The 20,863-nt window shown below is 35.0% G+C and carries 15 protein-coding genes and 1 other RNA gene; 10 read left to right on the top strand and 6 right to left on the bottom strand.

Annotated features, from left to right (window positions below):
- Positions 1-87: 87 nt before the first annotated feature.
- Complete coding sequence (pnp, locus tag UMR38_00455; GenBank protein ID MEC9484327.1) at positions 88-2,259, top strand: polyribonucleotide nucleotidyltransferase; 2,172 nt, start codon at positions 88-90, stop codon at positions 2,257-2,259.
- 8 nt (positions 2,260-2,267) lie between these two features.
- An RNA gene (rnpB, locus tag UMR38_00450) (RNase P RNA component class B) lies at positions 2,268-2,594 on the top strand.
- A 38-nt stretch (positions 2,595-2,632) separates the two neighbouring features.
- On the opposite strand, the gene UMR38_00445 is transcribed toward rnpB, so the two are convergent.
- Complete coding sequence (locus UMR38_00445; GenBank protein ID MEC9484326.1) at positions 2,633-2,971, bottom strand: hypothetical protein; 339 nt, start codon at positions 2,969-2,971, stop codon at positions 2,633-2,635.
- Between the two features lie 82 nt (positions 2,972-3,053).
- Between UMR38_00445 and UMR38_00440 the strand changes: the two genes are divergently transcribed.
- From UMR38_00440 to UMR38_00420, 5 genes are all read left to right on the top strand, one after another.
- A complete protein-coding gene (locus UMR38_00440; protein MEC9484325.1) occupies positions 3,054-3,761 on the top strand; it encodes a YaaA family protein in 708 nt (235 codons plus the stop codon).
- A gap of 57 nt (positions 3,762-3,818) precedes the next feature.
- Positions 3,819-5,651, top strand: coding sequence for a translation elongation factor 4 (lepA, locus tag UMR38_00435; protein ID MEC9484324.1), 1,833 nt, complete (start codon positions 3,819-3,821; stop codon positions 5,649-5,651).
- A 63-nt stretch (positions 5,652-5,714) separates the two neighbouring features.
- The gene (gene hemW, locus UMR38_00430) at positions 5,715-6,836 is read left to right on the top strand and encodes a radical SAM family heme chaperone HemW (GenBank protein MEC9484323.1); all 1,122 of its coding nucleotides are present in this window, start codon (positions 5,715-5,717) and stop codon (positions 6,834-6,836) included.
- A complete protein-coding gene (xerD, locus tag UMR38_00425) occupies positions 6,829-7,734 on the top strand; it encodes a site-specific tyrosine recombinase XerD (protein ID MEC9484322.1) in 906 nt (301 codons plus the stop codon). Before hemW ends, xerD begins: the two co-directional genes overlap by 8 nt.
- 2 nt (positions 7,735-7,736) lie before the next feature.
- The gene (locus UMR38_00420) at positions 7,737-8,912 is read left to right on the top strand and encodes a phosphopentomutase (protein ID MEC9484321.1); all 1,176 of its coding nucleotides are present in this window, start codon (positions 7,737-7,739) and stop codon (positions 8,910-8,912) included.
- Between the two features lie 29 nt (positions 8,913-8,941).
- Here UMR38_00420 and UMR38_00415 read toward each other — a convergent pair whose 3' ends face one another.
- Both UMR38_00415 and UMR38_00410 read right to left on the bottom strand, forming a co-directional pair.
- Positions 8,942-11,845 carry a hypothetical protein gene (locus UMR38_00415; protein ID MEC9484320.1) on the bottom strand — a complete coding sequence of 968 codons (2,904 nt, stop codon included), beginning with the start codon at positions 11,843-11,845 and terminating at the stop codon, positions 8,942-8,944.
- A gap of 1 nt (position 11,846) precedes the next feature.
- Positions 11,847-15,434, bottom strand: coding sequence for a hypothetical protein (locus UMR38_00410; protein MEC9484319.1), 3,588 nt, complete (start codon positions 15,432-15,434; stop codon positions 11,847-11,849).
- A gap of 158 nt (positions 15,435-15,592) precedes the next feature.
- On the opposite strand from UMR38_00410, the gene ruvB reads away from it, so the two are divergent.
- The 3 genes from ruvB (at position 15,593) to UMR38_00395 (ending at position 18,147) form a co-directional block, all read left to right on the top strand.
- Entirely contained in the window at positions 15,593-16,597 is a 1,005-nt protein-coding gene (ruvB, locus tag UMR38_00405) for a Holliday junction branch migration DNA helicase RuvB (GenBank protein ID MEC9484318.1), read from the top strand.
- Positions 16,597-17,622: a tRNA preQ1(34) S-adenosylmethionine ribosyltransferase-isomerase QueA gene (gene queA, locus UMR38_00400; protein ID MEC9484317.1), complete on the top strand. Its 1,026-nt coding sequence runs from the start codon at positions 16,597-16,599 to the stop codon at positions 17,620-17,622. Before ruvB ends, queA begins: the two co-directional genes overlap by 1 nt.
- A 111-nt stretch (positions 17,623-17,733) precedes the next feature.
- A complete protein-coding gene (locus tag UMR38_00395; GenBank protein ID MEC9484316.1) occupies positions 17,734-18,147 on the top strand; it encodes a transcriptional repressor in 414 nt (137 codons plus the stop codon).
- Between the two features lie 42 nt (positions 18,148-18,189).
- Here UMR38_00395 and UMR38_00390 read toward each other — a convergent pair whose 3' ends face one another.
- The 3 genes from UMR38_00390 to UMR38_00380 all read right to left on the bottom strand — a co-directional run bounded on the left by UMR38_00390 (position 18,190) and on the right by UMR38_00380 (position 20,768).
- Complete coding sequence (locus UMR38_00390; GenBank protein ID MEC9484315.1) at positions 18,190-18,537, bottom strand: DUF805 domain-containing protein; 348 nt, start codon at positions 18,535-18,537, stop codon at positions 18,190-18,192.
- A 57-nt stretch (positions 18,538-18,594) separates the two neighbouring features.
- The gene (locus UMR38_00385) at positions 18,595-19,980 is read right to left on the bottom strand and encodes a tryptophanase (GenBank protein MEC9484314.1); all 1,386 of its coding nucleotides are present in this window, start codon (positions 19,978-19,980) and stop codon (positions 18,595-18,597) included.
- Between the two features lie 92 nt (positions 19,981-20,072).
- Entirely contained in the window at positions 20,073-20,768 is a 696-nt protein-coding gene (locus tag UMR38_00380; GenBank protein MEC9484313.1) for a queuosine precursor transporter, read from the bottom strand.
- Positions 20,769-20,863: the final 95 nt, after the last annotated feature.

Raw genomic sequence — 20,863 nt, 5'->3', positions numbered from 1 at the left:
AATTTTATAAAAAATGTGTTATTATTATAAATTGAGATAAATAATAAGAGAAAAGAAGAGAAGAAAGAAGAAAAGAGGAAACGTTAAATGAGTAATGTGAGAAAATTTGAAATGGATTTTGATGGCCGTCAATTGGTTGTTGAAATCGGAGGTGTCGCAAAACAGGCAGCTGGTGCCGCAATTGTAAGGTACAATGATACAGCCGTCTTGAGTGTTGCCGCCGTAGGGAAAGAACCATCAACTTTGCCGTTCTTCCCACTAATGGTAGTTTATCGTGAAGGAATGTATGCAGCTGGGAAAATTCCTGGTGGATTTATGAAACGTGAGGGAAGACCAAGTGATAATGAAACATTAACAGCTCGCTTGATTGATCGTCCAATTAGACCACTTTTCCCAGATGGATTTAAATATGAAACACAAGTCATTAACCAAGTCATGAGTGCGAATATTGACTATACACCAGAAATGACAGCTATGTTTGGTAGTTCGTTAGCATTAGGTATTAGTCAAATTCCATTTGATGGACCAATTGCGGGTGTCAATGTTGGTCGTGTTGAAGGAGAACTTATTGTTAACCCAACACAAGAACAACTTGAATTATCAGATATTAACTTAAGTATCTCAGGAACAAAAGATGCGATTAACATGGTTGAATCTGATGCCAAAGAAGTGAATGAAGAAGATATGCTAGAAGCTATGCTTTATGGATTTGAATGGATTCAAAAGTTATGTGAATTCCAAGAAACTATCATTGAAGAAGTCGGTAAAGAAAAAGCTGAGTTCACATTAATTAAAGTTGATGAAACCGTTGAAAAAGACGTTACTGAAACGTATAAAGATGCATTGGTTAAAGCAACGTCAATCGAAGAAAAACTTGCACGTCAAGATGCGATTGATGACGTAACGAATAAAGCAGTAGAAGCATTTGAAGAGACCTATAGTGACTTAGATAAAGATGAATTGAAATCTATTTTAAGTGATGTAAAGACAGTTTGTGGAAACATTGTTAAACAGGAAATGCGTCGTTTAATTAGTGAAGATAAGGTACGTCCAGATGGTCGTCAATTAGATGAACTTCGTGATTTAGAGTCACAAATTGACTTATTTGAGAGAACACATGGTAGTGCAATGTTTACAAGAGGGCAAACACAAGCACTTGCGTTAACAACACTCGGTTCATTATCAGAATATAAAATGATTGATGGTATGGATGAAATTGAACGTAAAACATTTATGTTACATTACAATTTCCCTCCATATAGTGTTGGTGAAACCGGACGTTACGGTGGACCTGGACGTCGTGAAATCGGTCATGGAATGTTAGGTGAACGCGCATTGAAACAGGTCATGCCTAATAAAGAAGATTTCCCTTACACTGTACGTGTTGTATCTGAAATCTTAGAATCAAATGGTAGTAGTTCACAAGCCACAATTTGTGCTGGTAGTATGAGTTTAATGGCTGCAGGTGTACCGATTAAAGCTCCTGTCGCAGGAATTGCCATGGGACTTATCCAAGAAGGAGACAGTTATAGTATTTTAACTGATATCCAAGGTATGGAAGACCATTATGGTGATATGGACTTTAAAGTTGCTGGAACAAAAGATGGTATTACTGCCTTACAAATGGATATCAAAATTGAAGGATTACGTAAAGAAATCTTACAAGAAGCTTTAGAACAAGCAAAACAAGCACGTTTACAAATCCTTGATAATATGACTGCCGTAATTGATCAGCCACGTGAAAAAGTCAGTAAACATGCACCTAAAGTTAAGATTATGGTTATTGATCCTGAGAAAATCAGAGATGTTATTGGCCCAGGTGGAAAACAAATTACAAAAATTATTGAACAATGCAACGATGTTAAAATCGATATTGAACAAGATGGTACAGTTACTGTCATGCATACTAACTATGAAGATATTGAGAAAGCATTGTCTATCATCGAAGATATCGTTCGTGTCGCTAAAGTTGGCGAAGTGTACAATGGTAAAGTAACACGTACAGAAAAATTCGGTGCATTCGTTGAACTTTGGGAAGGTACTGAAGGATTATGTCATATTTCTAAACTTGCGCATAAGCATGTGAAAGAAACGACAGATATCTGTAAAGTAGGAGACCGTATTACGGTTAAGGTTATCGGTATTGACGATCGTGGAAGAATTGATTTATCACGCAAAGCAACATTACCAAAACCTAAGTTCGAAAAGAAAGAACCGCGTCATCCGAACAAGAAAAAAGATTCAAAAGATAAAAAATAATTGTAAATAATAACAGACAACCGAGCCGAAAGGTTAGGAAAGTCCATGCTAGCACAAACTGCGATGTTTGTAGTGATTGAGATAGAGGAAAGCATAACTCTATGCGCGAAAGCGACGGCTGAGTACGCGTCTCTTCGGAGATTCTATGCTCTATAAAAGTGCCACAGAGACGAGCTGGCTTAGTGATAAGTCAGGTGGAACGGGTAAACCCCTTAAGCTAGCAACCCAAATTTGGTAGGGGCACTCAAGCGTGGGAAATGAACCAACAATTGAGACGTGAAAACGTAGATAAATGGTTGTCACCTCGTAAGAGGTACAGAACATGGCTTATCGTTATTATTTTATATAAAAAAGGCGGAAAATTTTCCGCCTTTTAGTTTACCACATTATCTTTTGAAAATGATTCATAATGGCCACCCATTTTAATGAACATATAACGTTGGTTTTGTTTGGCATAAAACCGTAATCCACGCATAATAAATGCACCACCATAAAACAATAATACACCTGTATATACAATCAAGGTTAAAAAGATTGAATCTGTTCCCAGCATTAAAATCTCAGTAATGATAACGGTTCCTAATATCAAAGTAATAAAGCCACTTAACCATAATGTTCTGATTCGTTGAATAAACCATTTTTCATACAGTTGTTCAAACTGATAATCGCTCTTTTTCGACAAATAACGATCGCATAGATACATCAGTAACATATCTTTCCTCCTTTTGCTTGAGTTTATTATACCACACACTTATAATAGTTAGTAGTATCAGTTATTTAAGGATGTGACGTAAATGCAATTTATCATTTCACCAAGTAAGACACTAACAATGAAAGACTTAGCTACCATCTCAAAAACGCACCCTATCTTTTTAGATGAAGCAAAGACATTATATCAACTTCTAAAAGGGTATTCAAGAGATGAACTCAAAATCCTTATGAAAATAAAAGGTGAATTACTAGATGATACCTATGATACCTACCAAGATTACCCTAATCTAACACAAGGACAAGCATTAGCATCTTATACAGGATTGGTGTTTAAGTATCTTGATATTACTACCTTGTCACCTGTAGATATGCGTTATTTAAATGACCATTTGCTTATTTTAGACGCGATGTATGGTGTCTTACGACCAAGTGATGTAATCATGCCCTACCGGCTTGATTTTAAAATGCCATTAGAAAAGAATTTATATAACTATTGGAATATAGACCGAGTGCTTAAGGATAATGTCATTATAAACTTAGCATCAAAGGAATATGCAAAACTATTACCTAGAAAGCCAGAAGTAACCATCAGTTTTAAAGAAAATAAAAACGGTAAGTACCGAACCATTGGTACCTACGCAAAAATGGCAAGAGGGATGTTTTTACGCTTTTGTGCACAGAAACATATCTCAGATATTAATGCACTTAAAACCTTTAATAAAGATGGGTATCACTTTAACAAAACATTGAGTAATGCCCAACATTTTGTTTTTACAAGAACATCAAAATAAGTTGATTTTAAGCCCAATATACAGTACAATATAATGGACTCAAATGGAGGTGAGAACATGTCTAAAACGCTTGATTATAAAAAAATAGAAACTCGCCAGAAAACAATTCGAAATTTTTCAATCATTGCCCATATCGATCACGGTAAATCTACCTTAGCTGATCGTATTTTAGAACATACCCAAACCGTCACAAAACGGGAAATGAAAGAACAATTATTGGATTCAATGGATTTAGAACGTGAACGCGGTATTACAATCAAATTAAATGCGGTTGAGGTGGCTTATGAAGCCAAAGATGGTAACCGCTATGTGTTCCATTTAATCGATACCCCCGGTCATGTTGACTTCACTTATGAAGTATCTCGCTCATTGGCTGCCTGTGAAGGCGCTGTATTAGTTGTGGATGCGGCACAAGGAATTGAAGCACAGACTTTAGCAAATGTATATTTAGCATTAGATAATGATCTTGAAATATTACCTGTGATAAATAAAATAGATTTACAAAGTGCTAGACCAGATGTCGTTAGACAAGAAATCGAAGATGTGATTGGCTTAGATGCCAGTAACGCTGTTTTAGCCAGTGCAAAAGAAGGCGTTGGTGTTCAAGAAATACTTGAACAAATTGTTCACTATATTCCCGCACCACAAGGTGACCCAAGAGCCCCTTTGAAAGCATTGGTGTTTGATTCATACTATGATAGTTACCGCGGCATTATTCCCTCTATACGTGTTGTAGAAGGGACTGTTCAAAAAGGAGACATGATCTATTTAATGGCCTCTAAGAAAAGTTATGAAGTCTTAGAAGTCGGTGTCTTTACGCCAAAAGAATTAAAACGGGAGTATCTTGGTCCGGGGGATGTAGGTTATTTAGTCGCATCAATCAAAACGGTGGATCATGTCAATGTTGGGGATACTATTACCCATAAACAACGCCCAACTGAAAACCCACTCCCAGGATATAGAAAGCTTAATCCAATGGTCTTTTGCGGGATTTATCCGATAGATTCAAATGACTATGATGACTTAAGAGAAGCTCTTGATAAATTACGGTTAAATGATGCTTCTTTAATTTATGAACCTGAAACCTCACAGGCACTTGGCTTTGGATTTAGAATTGGTTTCTTAGGATTACTTCACATGGAGATTATCCAAGAAAGAATAAACCGAGAATTTAATATACCTTTAATTGCGACCAGCCCAAGTGTTATTTATCACGTGACAAAAACAGATGGCGATGTTGTGCAAATCGATAATCCATGTGATTTACCTGAAACACAACATATCAGCAAGATTGAAGAACCCTACGTAAGAGCAACGATTATGACACCTGAAGAATTTGTTGGAAATACGATGGAAATCTGTCAAAATAAGCGAGGCATCTTCATTAATATGGAATACCTAGATGAAACGCGCGTTGAGTTAACCTATGATATGCCCTTATTAGAGATTGTCTATGATTTCTTTGATCGATTAAAAAGTTCAACCAAAGGATATGCAAGCTTTGACTATGAGTTTAAAGAGTATAAACAAACACATCTTGTTAAGATGGACATTTTAATTAATGGCAATGTTGTCGATGCCTTATCAACGATTGTATTTAAAGATTTTGCGTACCGTCGTGGTAAAGCCATTACAGAAAAACTTAAAGAAGTGATTCCAAGACATATGTTTGAGGTACCTATTCAAGCAGCGATTGAAGGCCGCGTTATCGCACGCTCTACAATCAAAGCATTACGTAAAAATGTTATCGCAAAATGTTATGGTGGCGACATTTCACGTAAGCGTAAATTATTAGAAAAGCAAAAAGAAGGAAAGAAACGCATGAAAAATGTTGGAAATGTTGAAATTCCACAAGAAGCATTCTTGAGTGTCCTTTCATTAGATGAGTAATTTTTACTCATCTTTTTTCGTATCATAACCAACATATGATATACTATTCATGAGGTGGTTTTTATGACCGGTCTGTACATCCATATTCCATTTTGTCACGATATTTGTACCTATTGTGATTTTGCTAAAACTGTGGCTAAACCAAAACGCAAACATGCTTATATTAATAGATTAGTGAAAGAGATTGCCTTATCAAAAGAATCCATCAAAGATGTAGGTACTATTTATATAGGTGGCGGAACACCATCAAGTTTAGCTCTTAATGATTTAAGTCATGTATTAGCAACGATTCAAAAAACCGTTGATTTAGATGGTGTCTCAGAATATACAATTGAATGTAACCCAGAAGACATCTCAACAACATTTATTGAAACCATTAAAGATTATGGGATAAATCGTGTTAGTTTAGGGGTACAATCATTTGATAATAGGATACTCACAAAAATGCGAAGAACGCATAATACCAACATGATTGATAACGCGCTATCCCTTTTACGAAAACACAGAATCAACAATGTGAGTATTGACTTGATTTTTGCCTACCCTGGTCAAACACTAAAGATGGTGTTAAACGATCTTGATCAAGCGATAAAGTATGAGGTGAATCACTTATCTTACTATGCTTTAATCTTAGAAGATAAAACCATCTTAAATCACCAAGTTACACATAATCAAGAACGTGTTATTGATGAAGAAACAGAAGCGTTGATGTATACTAAAGTTAGAGAAAAGTTAATCGATGCAGGGTATGCTCATTATGAAATTAGTAACTTTGCAAAACCAGGATATACATCAAAACACAACATGCTTTATTGGACAGACCAAAATTATATCGGTCTAGGTGTTGGCGCACATTCTTATGTTTATCCTAAACGCTATTATCATACAAGGAATATCCAACAGTATCTAGAGGCAAGTGAAGATTATTCAGATGTGATTTTTGAAGAAGCCAGTTACCCTTTACAAGATGCTTGTATGATGGGACTAAGATTAACACGTGGTCTTTATGTGCCGGAGATTAACGCTAAATACAAAATTGATCTATTTCGTGTATTTCCAGATATTAACCACTATATTGATCAAGGGCTAGTTGTCTTTGAAAATGATTATTTAAGATTAACCAATCAAGGCCGTTTACTTGGTAACAACGTCTTTAGTATCTTTGTGGAGGGATCACATGCTTAAGCAACTACAAAAAGAATATGGCTATTATTTACGAATAACGAAAGGTCTTGCGCATAATACGATCACATCATACATGTCGGATTTAGATGAATATATACGTTTTTTAACTAAAAATTATAATACTAGCTTACCAGATACCATTACTAAACAACACATTCGTAACTTTCTCAATCGTCTTAAACGAAAAGAAGAAGCTGCGAGTAGTATAGCCCGTAAAATAAGTGCGATACGGTCGTTTCATCGGTTCTTACTTCAAGAAAAAGAAGTTGATGAAAATGTGGCATTCGGGATTCACTTACCCAAAAAAGATAAAAAATTGCCGACTGTCTTAAGCATTAAAGAAATTGATGCTTTAATGGTTGCTTCAGAAGGAGATAACCCTTTAGAACAACGCAATCGCGCGATGTTAGAACTTCTCTATGGGTCAGGATTGCGGGTTTCAGAGTTGCTAAATTTATCCTTAAATGATTTACATATTAATACCGGCTTTATCGATATTATCGGTAAAGGCAATAAAGAGCGTATTGTGCCTTTAGGAGAAGAAAGTGCCTATGCCTTAAAGCGCTATTTAGAAGATGGCAGACAATCTCTAAAAAAACACCATGAACCGGCTTTATTTATCAACAGTAGAGGGAACAAGTTATCTCGTGTTGGACTGTACAAAGTCATTAAAACTTTAACAAAAAAGGCCGGTATTATGAAGGATGTCAGTCCACACACACTACGTCATAGTTTTGCATCACATTTACTTGAAAACGGCGTAGATTTACGATATGTTCAAGAATTACTTGGGCATGAAGACGTGTCAACTACACAAATTTACACCCATATAAATAAAAATCAATTAAAAGATGTTTACGATCGGTATCATCCCCGATCACATAATAAGGAGGAATAAACATGTTTAAACGCGTATTTTTAATCGTCATTGATTCCGTTGGATGCGGAGCATTAGAAGATGCCAATGAGTTTGGTGATGTCGGTAGCAATACCATCAAACATATCAGTGAAGTGGCAGGGCCAATTCATCTCCCGACAATGGAGAAATTAGGATATGGTCATTTAACCGAGATTAATGGTGTTAAGCCAATTGATGATCCCCTCGGGTATTACACCAAAATGAAAGAAATTAGTAACGGTAAAGACACTATGACTGGTCATTGGGAAATCATGGGATTGAAAATTGAAAATCCTTTTATAACATTCACAGAAAACGGCTTTCCAGACGAATTAATTAAAGAACTAGAAGAACGGACAGGCCGCCATATTGTTGGAAACAAGGCCGAAAGTGGTACTGTCATTATTGATGAATATGGCGAACACCAATTAGAAACAGGCGACTTAATTGTCTATACATCCGCAGATAGTGTTTTACAAATTGCGGCACACGAAGAAAAAATTGGTCTAGACGAACTATATGAAGCCTGTGAAATTGCCCGAGAAATCACTTTAAAAGATGAGTGGAAAGTAGGGCGCGTTATTGCTAGACCATTCGTGGGCGATAAAAAAGGTCACTTTAAACGTACCGCAAATCGTCATGATTATGCCTTAAAACCCTATGGTGATACCACCCTAAACTTTTTAGAAGATAAAGGCCTAGATGTTGTTGCCTTTGGTAAAATTAATGATATCTATGATGGTGAAGGCATCACTGAAAGTTATCGTCATGGGTCAAATAAAGAAGGTATGGAAAACTTCATCAACTATGCTAAAAAAGATTTCAACGGACTTGCTTATATCAATTTAGTGGATTTTGATGCCTTATATGGACATAGAAGAAACCCAGAAGGGTATAAAGATGCTTTAGAAGAATTTGATGGCCAATTACAAATTCTAATGGATAACTTAAAAGATGATGATCTTTTAATGGTCACAGCAGATCACGGAAATGATCCAACATTTAAAGGAACAGATCATACAAGAGAATATGTGCCACTGTTAATCTATGGTAATACGCTAAGTAGTGGTCATATCCCTATAAGACAAACATTCGCAGATATTGCTGCGACTGTCAGCGACAATTTCAATGCGAAGGTACCACCCCATGGAAAAAGTTTTCTAGATAAACTCAAGTAAAATAAAAATGCGCTTATTAGCGCATTTTTTTATAGGTCTAAATCGGGTATAAACTGATCTTGTACTTTTTTTAAATGTTTTTGAAGCTGACGTTTGTGTTTCTTCATTAATTCTTTTTTCTCAGCTCGTAACCCTTTAGATGCATATCGAATATATTTCTTGTATGGTTTTAAAGATTTCTTGATTGCTTTATTTAGCCGTTTAACATCTTTCTTATGTGTCTTCAAATCTTTCTTTAACTGTGATTTACTGGCTTTGATGTGATCTTTATATTCACGTTCTTCACGTTCTTTAATAACGTCATAATCATCATTAATTTGTTGTTTAGTCCTAACAGGGTTAGGTCTCTCAATCATTTCTAATGGAAATCCTTTTATGGCATTATCTGAGTCTTCAAGTGCATCATTAAGTGATTGCTTGAGCTTTGATTTTGTTGTATTCAATTGCTTAGCTAATAATGCTTTTTCCTCTTTTAATTGCTTAATGAAAGCATCCGTTTCTTCATCATTTGTAATTTTAAGCAAAGCTTCTTTTAGTTTTTTAATTTCTTCTTGAGGTTTTTGAATGCGCTCTTGATACAACTCGTCAGCTTCTTCGACCGCATTTTTCAATCGATCATTGGCAGAAGAAACAGCACTCGTATTGAGAAGTGGTACAATGCCTTCAGTGGCTTCTGCGTGATTCGTTTTCTTGATGCGATCAAACTTTGTTTTGGTTTGATCATATAGTAATTGAAACGCATCGACTGTTTCATTTTTAAGTTTTTCTGCCTCATTCATCGCTTCATCAGCGCGTTTTTCAGCATCATCGATAACTTTTTGATATCGTTTGATATCGGGGTCACTATCGCGTTGTTTTTGTATTTTCTGAATTTTTTCGTCAAAAGATGTTTGAATTTTTTCAATTGATTGTTCAATTTTTATGTTGTCTTTTTTATCGGTAAATAATAACCGTTTAAATTCTAAATCTTCTAACTTTTTATCCCGTTCATTTTCTAACTGATGAATATCATAGTCATATTTTTGACTATAATAGTCGATTTTACGCAGTGCATAAGCCATCTCTTGTTCTTTAGTCAGCGCAATATTTTCAAGTCTAATATCGTACTCGCTTTTAGCGCATTCCATCTGTTGAGTAGCGAATAAAAGTTGGTTTTCTAAGGTTGATTTTACAAACGTATCATTAACCTTTATCCCAAGTTCAATGCGGTCAGCCTGTTCTTCAGCTAAGGAACGCTCGTTTTCATATAAGGCATTGACTTTAATACGTTGTAGTTCATTTTCTTTTTGAGCCACAGAGATTAAGGATTCTTGATAGATAATCTCTGAATTTATGGATTCTTTTTGTTTCTCAATTTCAATAATGGATTGATTTTGTTTATTTAAAATTTGCCGATCAAGTTGTTCAACTTGTTGGTAAAAATCGAGCTGCGCTTTTTGTAAATCTACATAATATTGTTGAAAGTGTGATAATCTCTGAAAGGATGGAATCTCTTGAACTAATTGTTCATAGCGTTTCTTACTCATTTTAAATAAGCCCTCAAGTAGTGGCTGATAAAAGTCATAATCACTATATTCAATATGTTCATAAGATTTCATAACGTCTAATTCTTCTAAACGTAGTTTTAATCTTTTTTTTGCGATTATATCGCCTTTATGTTTTCTTGTCTTCAGTAATTCTGTCAGTTCATTAAAGACATTTTTACTTATTGTCATATTGTCTTGTAAGGCATCCCGATCTTGTTTGATTTTATACAATATTTTGGCTTCTTCATATTCAATGTCAGCAAGTTCTAATAAATATTCTTGATGCATATAATCTTTTTCATATTTAAGTTTGAGATCACGTAGTGCATCAATCGTTTTTTCTTTTTGTTTGCGTGTTGTAATTTCTAATTCTTTTTCTGTTTTACTGACAACTTTCGTTTTTTTAGATTTTTCAACTTGGTCATACTCACGCATAAGTTGTTGGACTTTGCCATAATTCTGTTTCTTTTCTGCGTCAATAATACGTAGTTTAATTTTTTTTAATTGTTCATTCTTATTTTTGATGTCTGCTTTTTCTTGTTCAATGACCTCTTTATTATTAGCTTCAAGTTTTTCTTTTTGTTTTTGATAGTAGGTTGCAAAGTTTTGTTTAATTTCCATTTGTTTAGCTTCGTAAGTATCTTTTAACGTTTCTTTTTTCTCTTCAATCTGTTTGAGTTTATTTTGATGGTCTTGTTCAACTTTTTCACTTATATTAATATCGTCTTCAACATCAGAGAAATGTGCAGAAGAAGCAGCTTTTATGTCATCGATCCTTTCAAGCTTCTGTTCGATGGTGTTAAAATAACTTTTCTCTTCATTAATTAATTGTGTGCGCTTTTCACCTAGTGCATCAAGTTGGTCTTTTATGGTTTGGATTTTTTCTTGATGGTTATGCACAAAATGTGACACAACCTCTTCAGTTAAGGCTTTTTGTTGGCCAAATAGAATCATATTGTGCTCACTAAACAAATCACTAAAAGCCAATTCAGTAGTTTTCATTGTTAGAACCTGGTTATGAAACTGGTGATAAAGGGTTTTTGTTGTATTGAGGCGATCAGATAATTGTACTTGTTCAAAAAAACGAATTTGTTTCTTCGCATTGTATATAATATTCTCTGCATCAATCATGTGATTTAACTGTTCGACAACCGTCTCACGATCAACGGTATCAATCGTGTGATTTAAGGCTTCAATCTCCTCATTAAGCTCGCGTAACTTACGACGTGTTGAGGTAATACGCTCGTTATTACGTTTTTTAATCTCCATATTCGCTTCGAGGACATCATCTACTAATTGCTTAAGAAGTTTTGACTCAGCCTCAATATCTTTTTCAATGATTGTTGAGATTTGTTTATCAGCATCTTTAATCACTTTTGGTAAAGAAAGGTCTTTGTCTTTTGCCATATTATTCCTCCTCTTCAAAAAGTGATTTGTTAGTCTTTTCTAACGCGTCAGTAGTAGTTACATATTTTTCTGCTTTAACAGTGTTTAAGGCGGCTTTAAAGCTTGTAAGATTATTTATAGTTAATGAATTATCTTGACTTGCAAAGGCATTATAGTGTTCAATATACGCTTGGCAATCATCAAGATAATGCTCTAGATTCTCAGTTAAAGCATCTTTTGTTTTTTGTAGTTTGGTATAAAGTGTGTCTTCAGCAGCTTGGAGTAAGGTATGAATTTTATCATGTAATTGTGCTAATTCATTTTCTTTGTCAGTAACTTCATTATCAATGCGATGTTTAACATCTTGGATCTGTTGTTTAATACTGACTTCAGTCGTAATCTCATCCACGCGTGAGGTGTCTTTAAGATGTGCTTTTACATCACGGGTTTGTTCTTTCTTATTTGACTCGATTCGCCCTTGTTTTTTGGCTAGTTTTTGCATGGTTGCACGGTAGGCATTTTGGGCCTTTTCAATATTATCTGAAAGGCGTGTTTTAGCACTTTCTTGAGCCATTTTATAAATATTTTCTTCGTAAGAAAGTATCGTTTTAGCTTCGGTATTCTTATCGTCTAAAACACGTACTTTTTGATTGTACAGTTCTTTTAGCTGACTAATGCCATCATCTATCGCTTTTTTCCGCTTAGCAACATCAGCCTCTAACGAGGCTTCTAAAGCAGATTTCTTCTCGAACTTAGGTGCAAGTTTTTGCGTCTTAACATGATTCACTTCTTTAACTTTCTGTAATGCCTCATTCTTTAAGTGCTGGATGGTAGCTTTAAGTTCATCACGGGATTTATACAATGCATTAAGCTCTTGTTCTTTTTGCGCTTGTTTATCTTTAACAAACGCATTAAATTCATCATCTAATGGGGCTAAAGCATTGGCTTGTGATGCTTTGATTTTTGCTTTTGCTTTGATAGCACTCTCTTTTGCATATTCAATCATCTTTTGATCTGTTTCAGTGAGTGGTTCGTATTTCATTTTAGTTTCTTTAATGACATTTTCTTGAAAGTGTTTTAATACATCAAATATTTGGTGATAAAGGACAGTTAACTTCTCTATAAATATATCATGAGAGGTAATATTGGCCTTTTTAAATTTTTTCCATGCAGTATCTAAGCGCGATGTCATTACAACGACATAATCTTTAGTAGCTGTTGTAATGTCTTTACTCTCACGTTTATATTTATCAATGGCTTTTTGACGTTGTTTTTTCAGTTTCTTTAAGGCAGATTTATCTCGTGTTTGTGATATTTTGTTATCGATACGGCGTAACGTTATATCATGCATAAATGTTACAGCATCATTTAATATCGTATACGATTCTTTAATATAATCTGTTACATGTGATTGAAAACGCATATCTTTTAAAACATTTTTTCTCGCAGTCTCAATATCAAAAGAAGCAGTCGCTTGATATGGTGCGAGTAAGTCATTCATATGTTTCACAAAGTTAATATTGAGTTTATTAAATGTTTCAATACGGGTATCAATCAAGTGTTTTGATTCTTCTAAACGTATTTTTGGATCTTTAATTTCACGTTGCAAGGCATCATCAATTTTACTTAAATTCTCTTGATACTGATCAAGAATCGATTGCTTACGTTGTTCAATATCCGCTTTTTTGTTATGAATCATCGTATCAAGATTTACCTTATAAGCATTTATTTCATTACGGATTTTAGTTAGATCCTCTTCATGCTTTAATAAGTCTTCTTCAAGACCTTTGTTAATGACTTCGATTTTATAATTTGCTTCGTTTTTAATGGTTTTTATCTCATACTCTAGTTCTTTTTGTTCTAATGCATTTTCTCTTAGGACATCTAGTTCTGCAATCTCTTTTTGATGTGTTAAAATCTGTTCCTTTGTATCAAACTGACTGTCCAACAAACGGCGCTCTAATTTACGGTTATTCATCAAAACTTTGTGATGTTCTGAGGCAATGTCATATTGTAATTTCGCCTCATTAACTTCTTTGTCGTAATCGCGTTCTAAATAAAGTTTATCAATCGACTGTTGAAAATGAGCGATTGTTTGATCACGTTCAATGGCTTCAAGTTCAAACTGGGTATCATAATCAATTTTAATCAAGGCAATATCATGATTCTGTTTTGCATACTTCACAGCAAAACGTTGTTTGGTTTCCTTAATTTCTAGTCGTTCTTTTAGTTGGTTCACTTCAATTTCTTTTTTAGGCTCAGCTGTATCGAGGAATTGGTTGATTTTATCAACCTCATGATAATGGTCTGTTAATACATTTAAATGTGTGTCATTTAATTGAATCAATGCGTCTTGATAGGCTGTATATGCTTCAAGTTGTGACTCAAGATATGCTTTACGCCGTGACTCATGTTGTTTAATCGCATCAAACTGATCCATCTCTAATTGCTTTTGCCCATTTAATAATGCTTGGTTTGTCTCATCATAATACTCAACAAAATCTTTTATTTCTTGTTGGTCTAGTTCTAAAAATATTTCTAATTTCTTCAAGTTGATTTTTTCATGATCACGCCATTCAATGACACGCTTTTTTTCATCTTTAAGAAACGTTAGTTGGTGATTAAATAGGTTTGTTTCAAATTGTTTTGATATCTTAGCCCGTTCTTCAAAAAGGTTGATTTTCATATCCACATGCTTCAATGCTTTTTTATTATTAGAATCGCTCAATTCTTCTTTTTGATTCATAAGTTTTTCTAACTGAATCGATTTATCTTTATCAATCAACTCTATTTTTTGACTATGGGCTAGCTTTTTCTCTTTAATATAAGTATTATATTGTTCTATTTCGGATTCGTAGTGTTCTGTCATATTTTGAGTGAATGATGTAATAAATTCCCGTAGTTTTTGAATTTGGTTATTTGCTTCATGACGCACTTTATTAGTATATGACATGCTTTCAGAAATATGCGTTGAAAACTCTTTGTTGCGTGTGTTTTTACGTGATTCTATCAAGCCATTAAATGCGCGAAACTGATCGTTCAAAGCATCAAGCGTAGCGTGTTGATGATTTTTAATATTTTCTTGATGTTCGTTTAATTCCGATAAGAAAGCGTCAATCTCTTTTTGATAGTGATCAATATTATCTTCATAGTTATCATTATAAATATCAAGTTTCTCAACATATGAAGAGATATTCTCTTTGTATTTTTGTTGAATCTCTTGGATATCTTCCTGTTCAGCAACCTTTAAGTTATCAATCTCTTCTTGGTGATGGGCAATTTTAGCATCTCTTTCGGTGATTTTTGCTTCAACAAATTTATCATAATCGTCTTTAGCACGTGTAATTTTCTTTTGGACTTTCTCAACTTTATTCTCCGTGGCTTTATCAAGTTTTTGGTTGCGCACAATGTTTTTTTCGCGTAAGGTGTTAATTTTTTTGTCTGTTGTTTGTTGTTTCTTTAAAAAAGCCTTGTGGGCTCGATCAGACTTTTGTTGGTGTCTTTTTTCTAATGTCTGAATTTTCTTTTCAATTGGTGTTGTCTTTTTATCGTAGTCAATTTGTATATCGTATGATCCGATATCATATGACTGTAATCCATCTTTGCCCATTTGTGCACCTCCTTGATATGTTCTAATTAAGCCGTTCCTTTACATAATTTTATCACAGAACAGAAAAATATACAATATCGAGTTTTTATTATGAGAAGAAACATAAAATAGTTGGCAAAAATGGCTATTTATTGTATAATTTGCATGAGGTGTTGCATATGAATGAAAATGTATTTACAGAAGAACCCTTAGCTGAAGATATCGAAAACCATTCCTTACGACCGAAGTACTTAACTGAGTATATTGGTCAAAGCGAAGTGAAAGAGATGATGAATATCTTTATCACTGCCGCAAAACATCGGAATGAGTCACTTGATCATGTTTTGCTTTATGGCCCACCTGGCCTAGGGAAAACAACTATGGCGAACATCATCGCCAATGAGATTGGTGTCAATATAAAAGTAACCAGTGGACCATCAATCGAGCGTAGTGGTGATTTGGCGGTTATTTTAACAAGTCTAGAACCTGGTGATATCCTATTTATTGATGAAATTCATCGTCTCCCTCGTATTGTTGAAGAAATTCTGTATCCTGCGATGGAAGATTTTGTCATTGATATCGTCGTTGGGCATGATGCTACCTCAAAATCTATCCGTGTTGAGTTGCCACCTTTTACCCTTGTAGGTGCAACAACGCGTTTCGGTGATTTAAGTGCCCCCTTACGTGATCGTTTTGGTGTTGTACACAAGTTAACTTACTATACTGAAAATGAACTTACTGAAATTTGTGCAAGAACAGCGCGGATATATGACACAACCATTCATGAAGATGCTACCTCTGAAATTGCTAGAAGAAGCCGGGGTACACCCCGAATTACCAATCGTTTGTTCCGCCGTGTCAGAGATTTTGCCGATGTTTTAAATGATGGCGTAATTTCTAAAGATATGTGCGAGCTTGCACTCGATAAATTACATATTGATCATATTGGTCTTGATGCCAAAGATCATGCGTATTTACTCGGGATTATAGAAAACTTTGAAGGTGGCCCTGTCGGACTAGAAAGTTTAGCCGCATCCATCGGAGAAGAACCTACAACAATAGAAGATGTCTATGAACCCTACTTATTACAAATTGGTTTTATTAAGCGTACCCCAAGAGGTCGTGTCGCAACAGATAAAGCCTATAAACACCTAAAGAAAAAACATAACATGAGGTTATTTTAATGAAGTTAGAAGATTTTAATTATGAACTTCCCGATAATTTAATTGCGCAAACACCCTTAAAAAATCGTAGTGATTCACGATTAATGGTCCTTGATAAAACAACCGGTAACACACAGCACGATATATTTTCAAACATTTTATCGTATTTAAAAAAAGACGATGTTCTAGTTTTAAACAACACATCAGTTATTCCGGCAAGATTATTTGGAACTAAAGAAGCAACTGGCGCATCGATTGAAGTCTTATTATTAGAACAAAAACATGACGATTTATGGGAATGTTTGGTTCGCAAGGCTAAAAAAATCAAAGTTGGCACACTTGTTACCTTTGGTGATGGTCGCTTAAAAGCAGAATGTGTCGCTGTGCATGATCAAGGTATCCGTGAATTCAAAATGCTTTACGATGGTGTTTTTTATGAAATATTAGAAGCGCTTGGTGAAATGCCACTGCCCCCTTATATCCATGAAAAGCTAGAAGATCCCGATCGTTACCAAACTGTCTATAGCAAGGTGAAAGGGAGTGCGGCTGCGCCAACTGCTGGGCTTCATTTTACAAAAGAACTCTTAAACGAATTAGAAACGGCAGGTATTACCATTGTACATGTTACATTACATGTCGGATTAGGAACCTTTCGTCCTGTTAGTGTCGATAATATTAAAGAACATAAAATGCATGAAGAATATTACCATATGTCACAAGTTACAGCAGATATCTTAAACAAAGCTAAGCAAAACAATCAACGTATTGTTGCTGTAGGGACAACCTCGCTTAGAACACTTGAGACGATTATAAAGAAACACGATAAATTTATCGAAACCAGTGGCTATAGCGATATATTCATCTATCCAGGATATGACTTTCAAGCAATCGATGCACTTATTACAAACTTTCATTTACCTAAATCAACATTATTAATGCTTGTTAGTGCCCTAGCGTCTAAAGATATTATTATGAATGCTTATCAAGAAGCAATCAAGAGACACTATCGTTTCTTCAGTTTTGGAGACAGTATGTTAATCACATAACCCCTTACTAGCAAGCAATTGCTAGTATTTTTGTGTACAAAGTTTTACATTATAACTATTTGATGCTATTATAATATTGAAATAATTACAAGTATAAAAGGAGGATTTTCTATGCAACACACATTCAAAAAACTCTGTCAGGCGCATCATATTAGTCCATCGATTACCCGGAAATCAATATTTAACTATATGCACAACTCACAAGATAAACATCATCCAACGGTTGATGATATCTATAAAAACGTCAAAAAAGAGATTCCAACATTATCAAAAACAACTGTCTATAATGTATTAAATCTCTTTGTTGAGCATAATTTGGTGCGGGCTATTCCAATGGCCACAAATCAAAAACAATACGAACTCTTATTAGATAATCATTCCCATTTCATCTGTAATGAATGTCATAATATTTATGATATTCCACATGTCAAGACAGTATTGAATAAAGATAACTTACATGCGTTTCAGATTGAAAATGAAGAAGTCGTACTACGCGGCTTATGTCCGGAATGTCAATCATCTTAATATATAAAAAAAGTACCCCAGCGGGTACTTTTTTAAATAGGTTTAGTTAAGTGTTTTATCAACGTTTGATAAGTCGCCAGGTTGAGCCCATAAAGCGATTAAATAAATAGAACCAAACACTGGAATGAAGTGTAGAAGCATATTCCAACCACTTTTGTGAATATCGTGTAAACGGCGGATGCCAAGTGTAATCGATGGGATTAAGATAATTAATCCGAACACGATTGATATCGTTCCAAATACGCCACTAACTTGCGCTGACATAACGCGTAATAACGTCACAATTAAGGCATTGGTAAGAAATATAGGCCAAAATTCTTTTCTACTCGATACACCCATAAAATCTAAAATGCGTGTGAAAAACTTGGTATAACTTTCTAATATAAACATTGCTTTTCCTCCTAAGTTGAATAATCTAACATACCCATTATAATACAATTAACTCTATTAATCAATAGGTTTTAATCTGGCTGTAAAATGTCTTAATACTGGTGGTTCATAAGTAAAGGTTAATCCCTTCAATGATTCACGTGAATTATAGACACTAATAACAGCTTCTGCGACAACATCTAAATGCTTATATGTATATGTTCTTCTAGGAATTGTTAACCGCATCAACTCCATTGGACTCTCTAAGTTTTCTAAGGTATCAGGATCTCTTCCTAATAGGAAACTCCCAATTTCAACCGGACGAATACCCGCCTCTAAATATACGGCATTACAGACAGCTTGTGCTGGAAACTGATCATAAGGGATATGCGGTGCAAATTTTTTACAATCAACAAACACTGCATGGCCTCCGATGGGATATTGTACAGGTACACCAGCCGTTCTTAAGCGTTCACCTAAATACCTAACCTGATCAAGACGGTGTTCTAAATATGGCTCTTCAAGCGCTTCTTTTAATCCAACACTTAAGGCCTCCATATCGCGGCCAGCAAGCCCGCCATATGTTGGAAAACCTTCCATCGGAACGATATAAGTACGACATTTATTGAATAATGACTCATTATCTTTAATCGCAATGAGACCCCCAATATTTACCAGCCCATCTTTTTTACTACTCATCAAAAAGATATCAGCTAAATCAAAAGTCTCTTTAGCGATGTCTTGTATACTTTTATCGTGATAAGCCGCTTCCCGTTGTTTAATGTAATAAGCATTTTCAGCATAACGGGCACCATCTATCAATACCGTGAGATTGTATTTGTCTGCTAACTCTCTCACATGCTTCATATTCTCAAGGCTTACAGGTTGTCCCCCAGCACTATTGTTGGTTATGGTCATAATAATACCAGCAACATTTTCAGGTTTTTTGTCTTGGATTAAATACTCAAGTTGTTCTAAGTCAAAATTCCCTTTAAATGGATGATACGTTTCTGTATCAAAACAGGCATCTATAACACAATCAAGAGCCCTAGCACCCGCTAATTCAACATGTGCTCGAGTCGTATCAAAATGCATATTTGAAATAAAATACATCCCCTCTTTATCAACCAATTGGGGTAACATAACTTGTTCAGCCCCACGTCCTTGATGTGCTGGGATAACGTATTTATAGCCAGTAATTTCTTTAACGACTGATTCTAGTTTATAAAAACTACGGCTCCCTGCATAAGCTTCGTCACCTTGCATCAATGCACCCCATTGATGGTGACTCATTGCGCCTGTGCCACTATCTGTGAGTAAATCAATATACACATCTTCACTGCGTAAACTAAACAGATTGTACCCTGCTTCTTTAAGATATTTTTCGCGTTCTTTTCGGGTCGTAACTTTAATTGGCTCAACCATCTTGATACGGTATGGTGGAGCCACATATTTCTTGTCCATGTCATCATCTCCTTGTGAATGCTATACACATTATATACGATTATGATAGCGTTTACAATGGTTTTTACAAAAAAAAGAAGGAGAGTCTCCTTCTAATCTGATAATGGCTTAATCGATTTGATCCAATAGACAAATGGGGTATCAAGCATCGCAACAATTACTTTGATGACATAGGTTGTGATATAAATGTCACGTGCTAAAGATTGTGGAAAGACACCAAACAGTAGCGCAATCGATACAAAGATGGATGTATCGACGAATTGACTAATCAAGGTTGATCCGTTATTACGAATCCATAAAAATGATTTGTCTGGTAGTTTTGTCTTAATCTTTTCAAATAAATAAACATCTAAAAACTGTGATGCTAAGTATGCAACAAGACTTGCGACCGCAAGTCCTGGTACAAGTTCAAAGATTGTCCGTAATGCCCCGTCCGCAAAATCAGCTTCGTTAGGGGTAAACATTAATGCCATAGACATCACAATAACGGTTGTAATTAAACTAAAGAATCCGATAGTCACAGCCCGTCTTGCATCTTTAATCCCGTATTTCTCACCTAAGGCATCTGTCACTAAAAACAGTGTCCCATACATGATATTACCAAGCGTTGCGGCTAAGGTAATCCCCGCAACCGATAAATCAATACTTTTTAATACTTGAATATTAGCCAAAATAGTGCCGAGGGCAATCCAGGCAAATAAGCCCGTTTTACCAAATAATTTATATGCCGTTGTGATTAATAAAAAATTCACCAAGGCAAATAATAACCATAGTACTTCATTACTCATTATTTATTCCTCCTAGTTTTGTTATCGCAGGATGGTTACGAACTGCGTGAGCAATATCACTATACGCTATTTACTGTCTTTTGTCAAAATATTTA

It is taken from the genome of Candidatus Izemoplasma sp. (genome assembly GCA_036172455.1).
Lineage (GTDB): Bacteria > Bacillota_I > Bacilli_A > Izemoplasmatales > Izemoplasmataceae > JAIPGF01.
The sequence above is the reverse complement of the archived record's forward strand: the minus strand, read 5'-3'. Positions and strand labels throughout refer to the sequence as shown.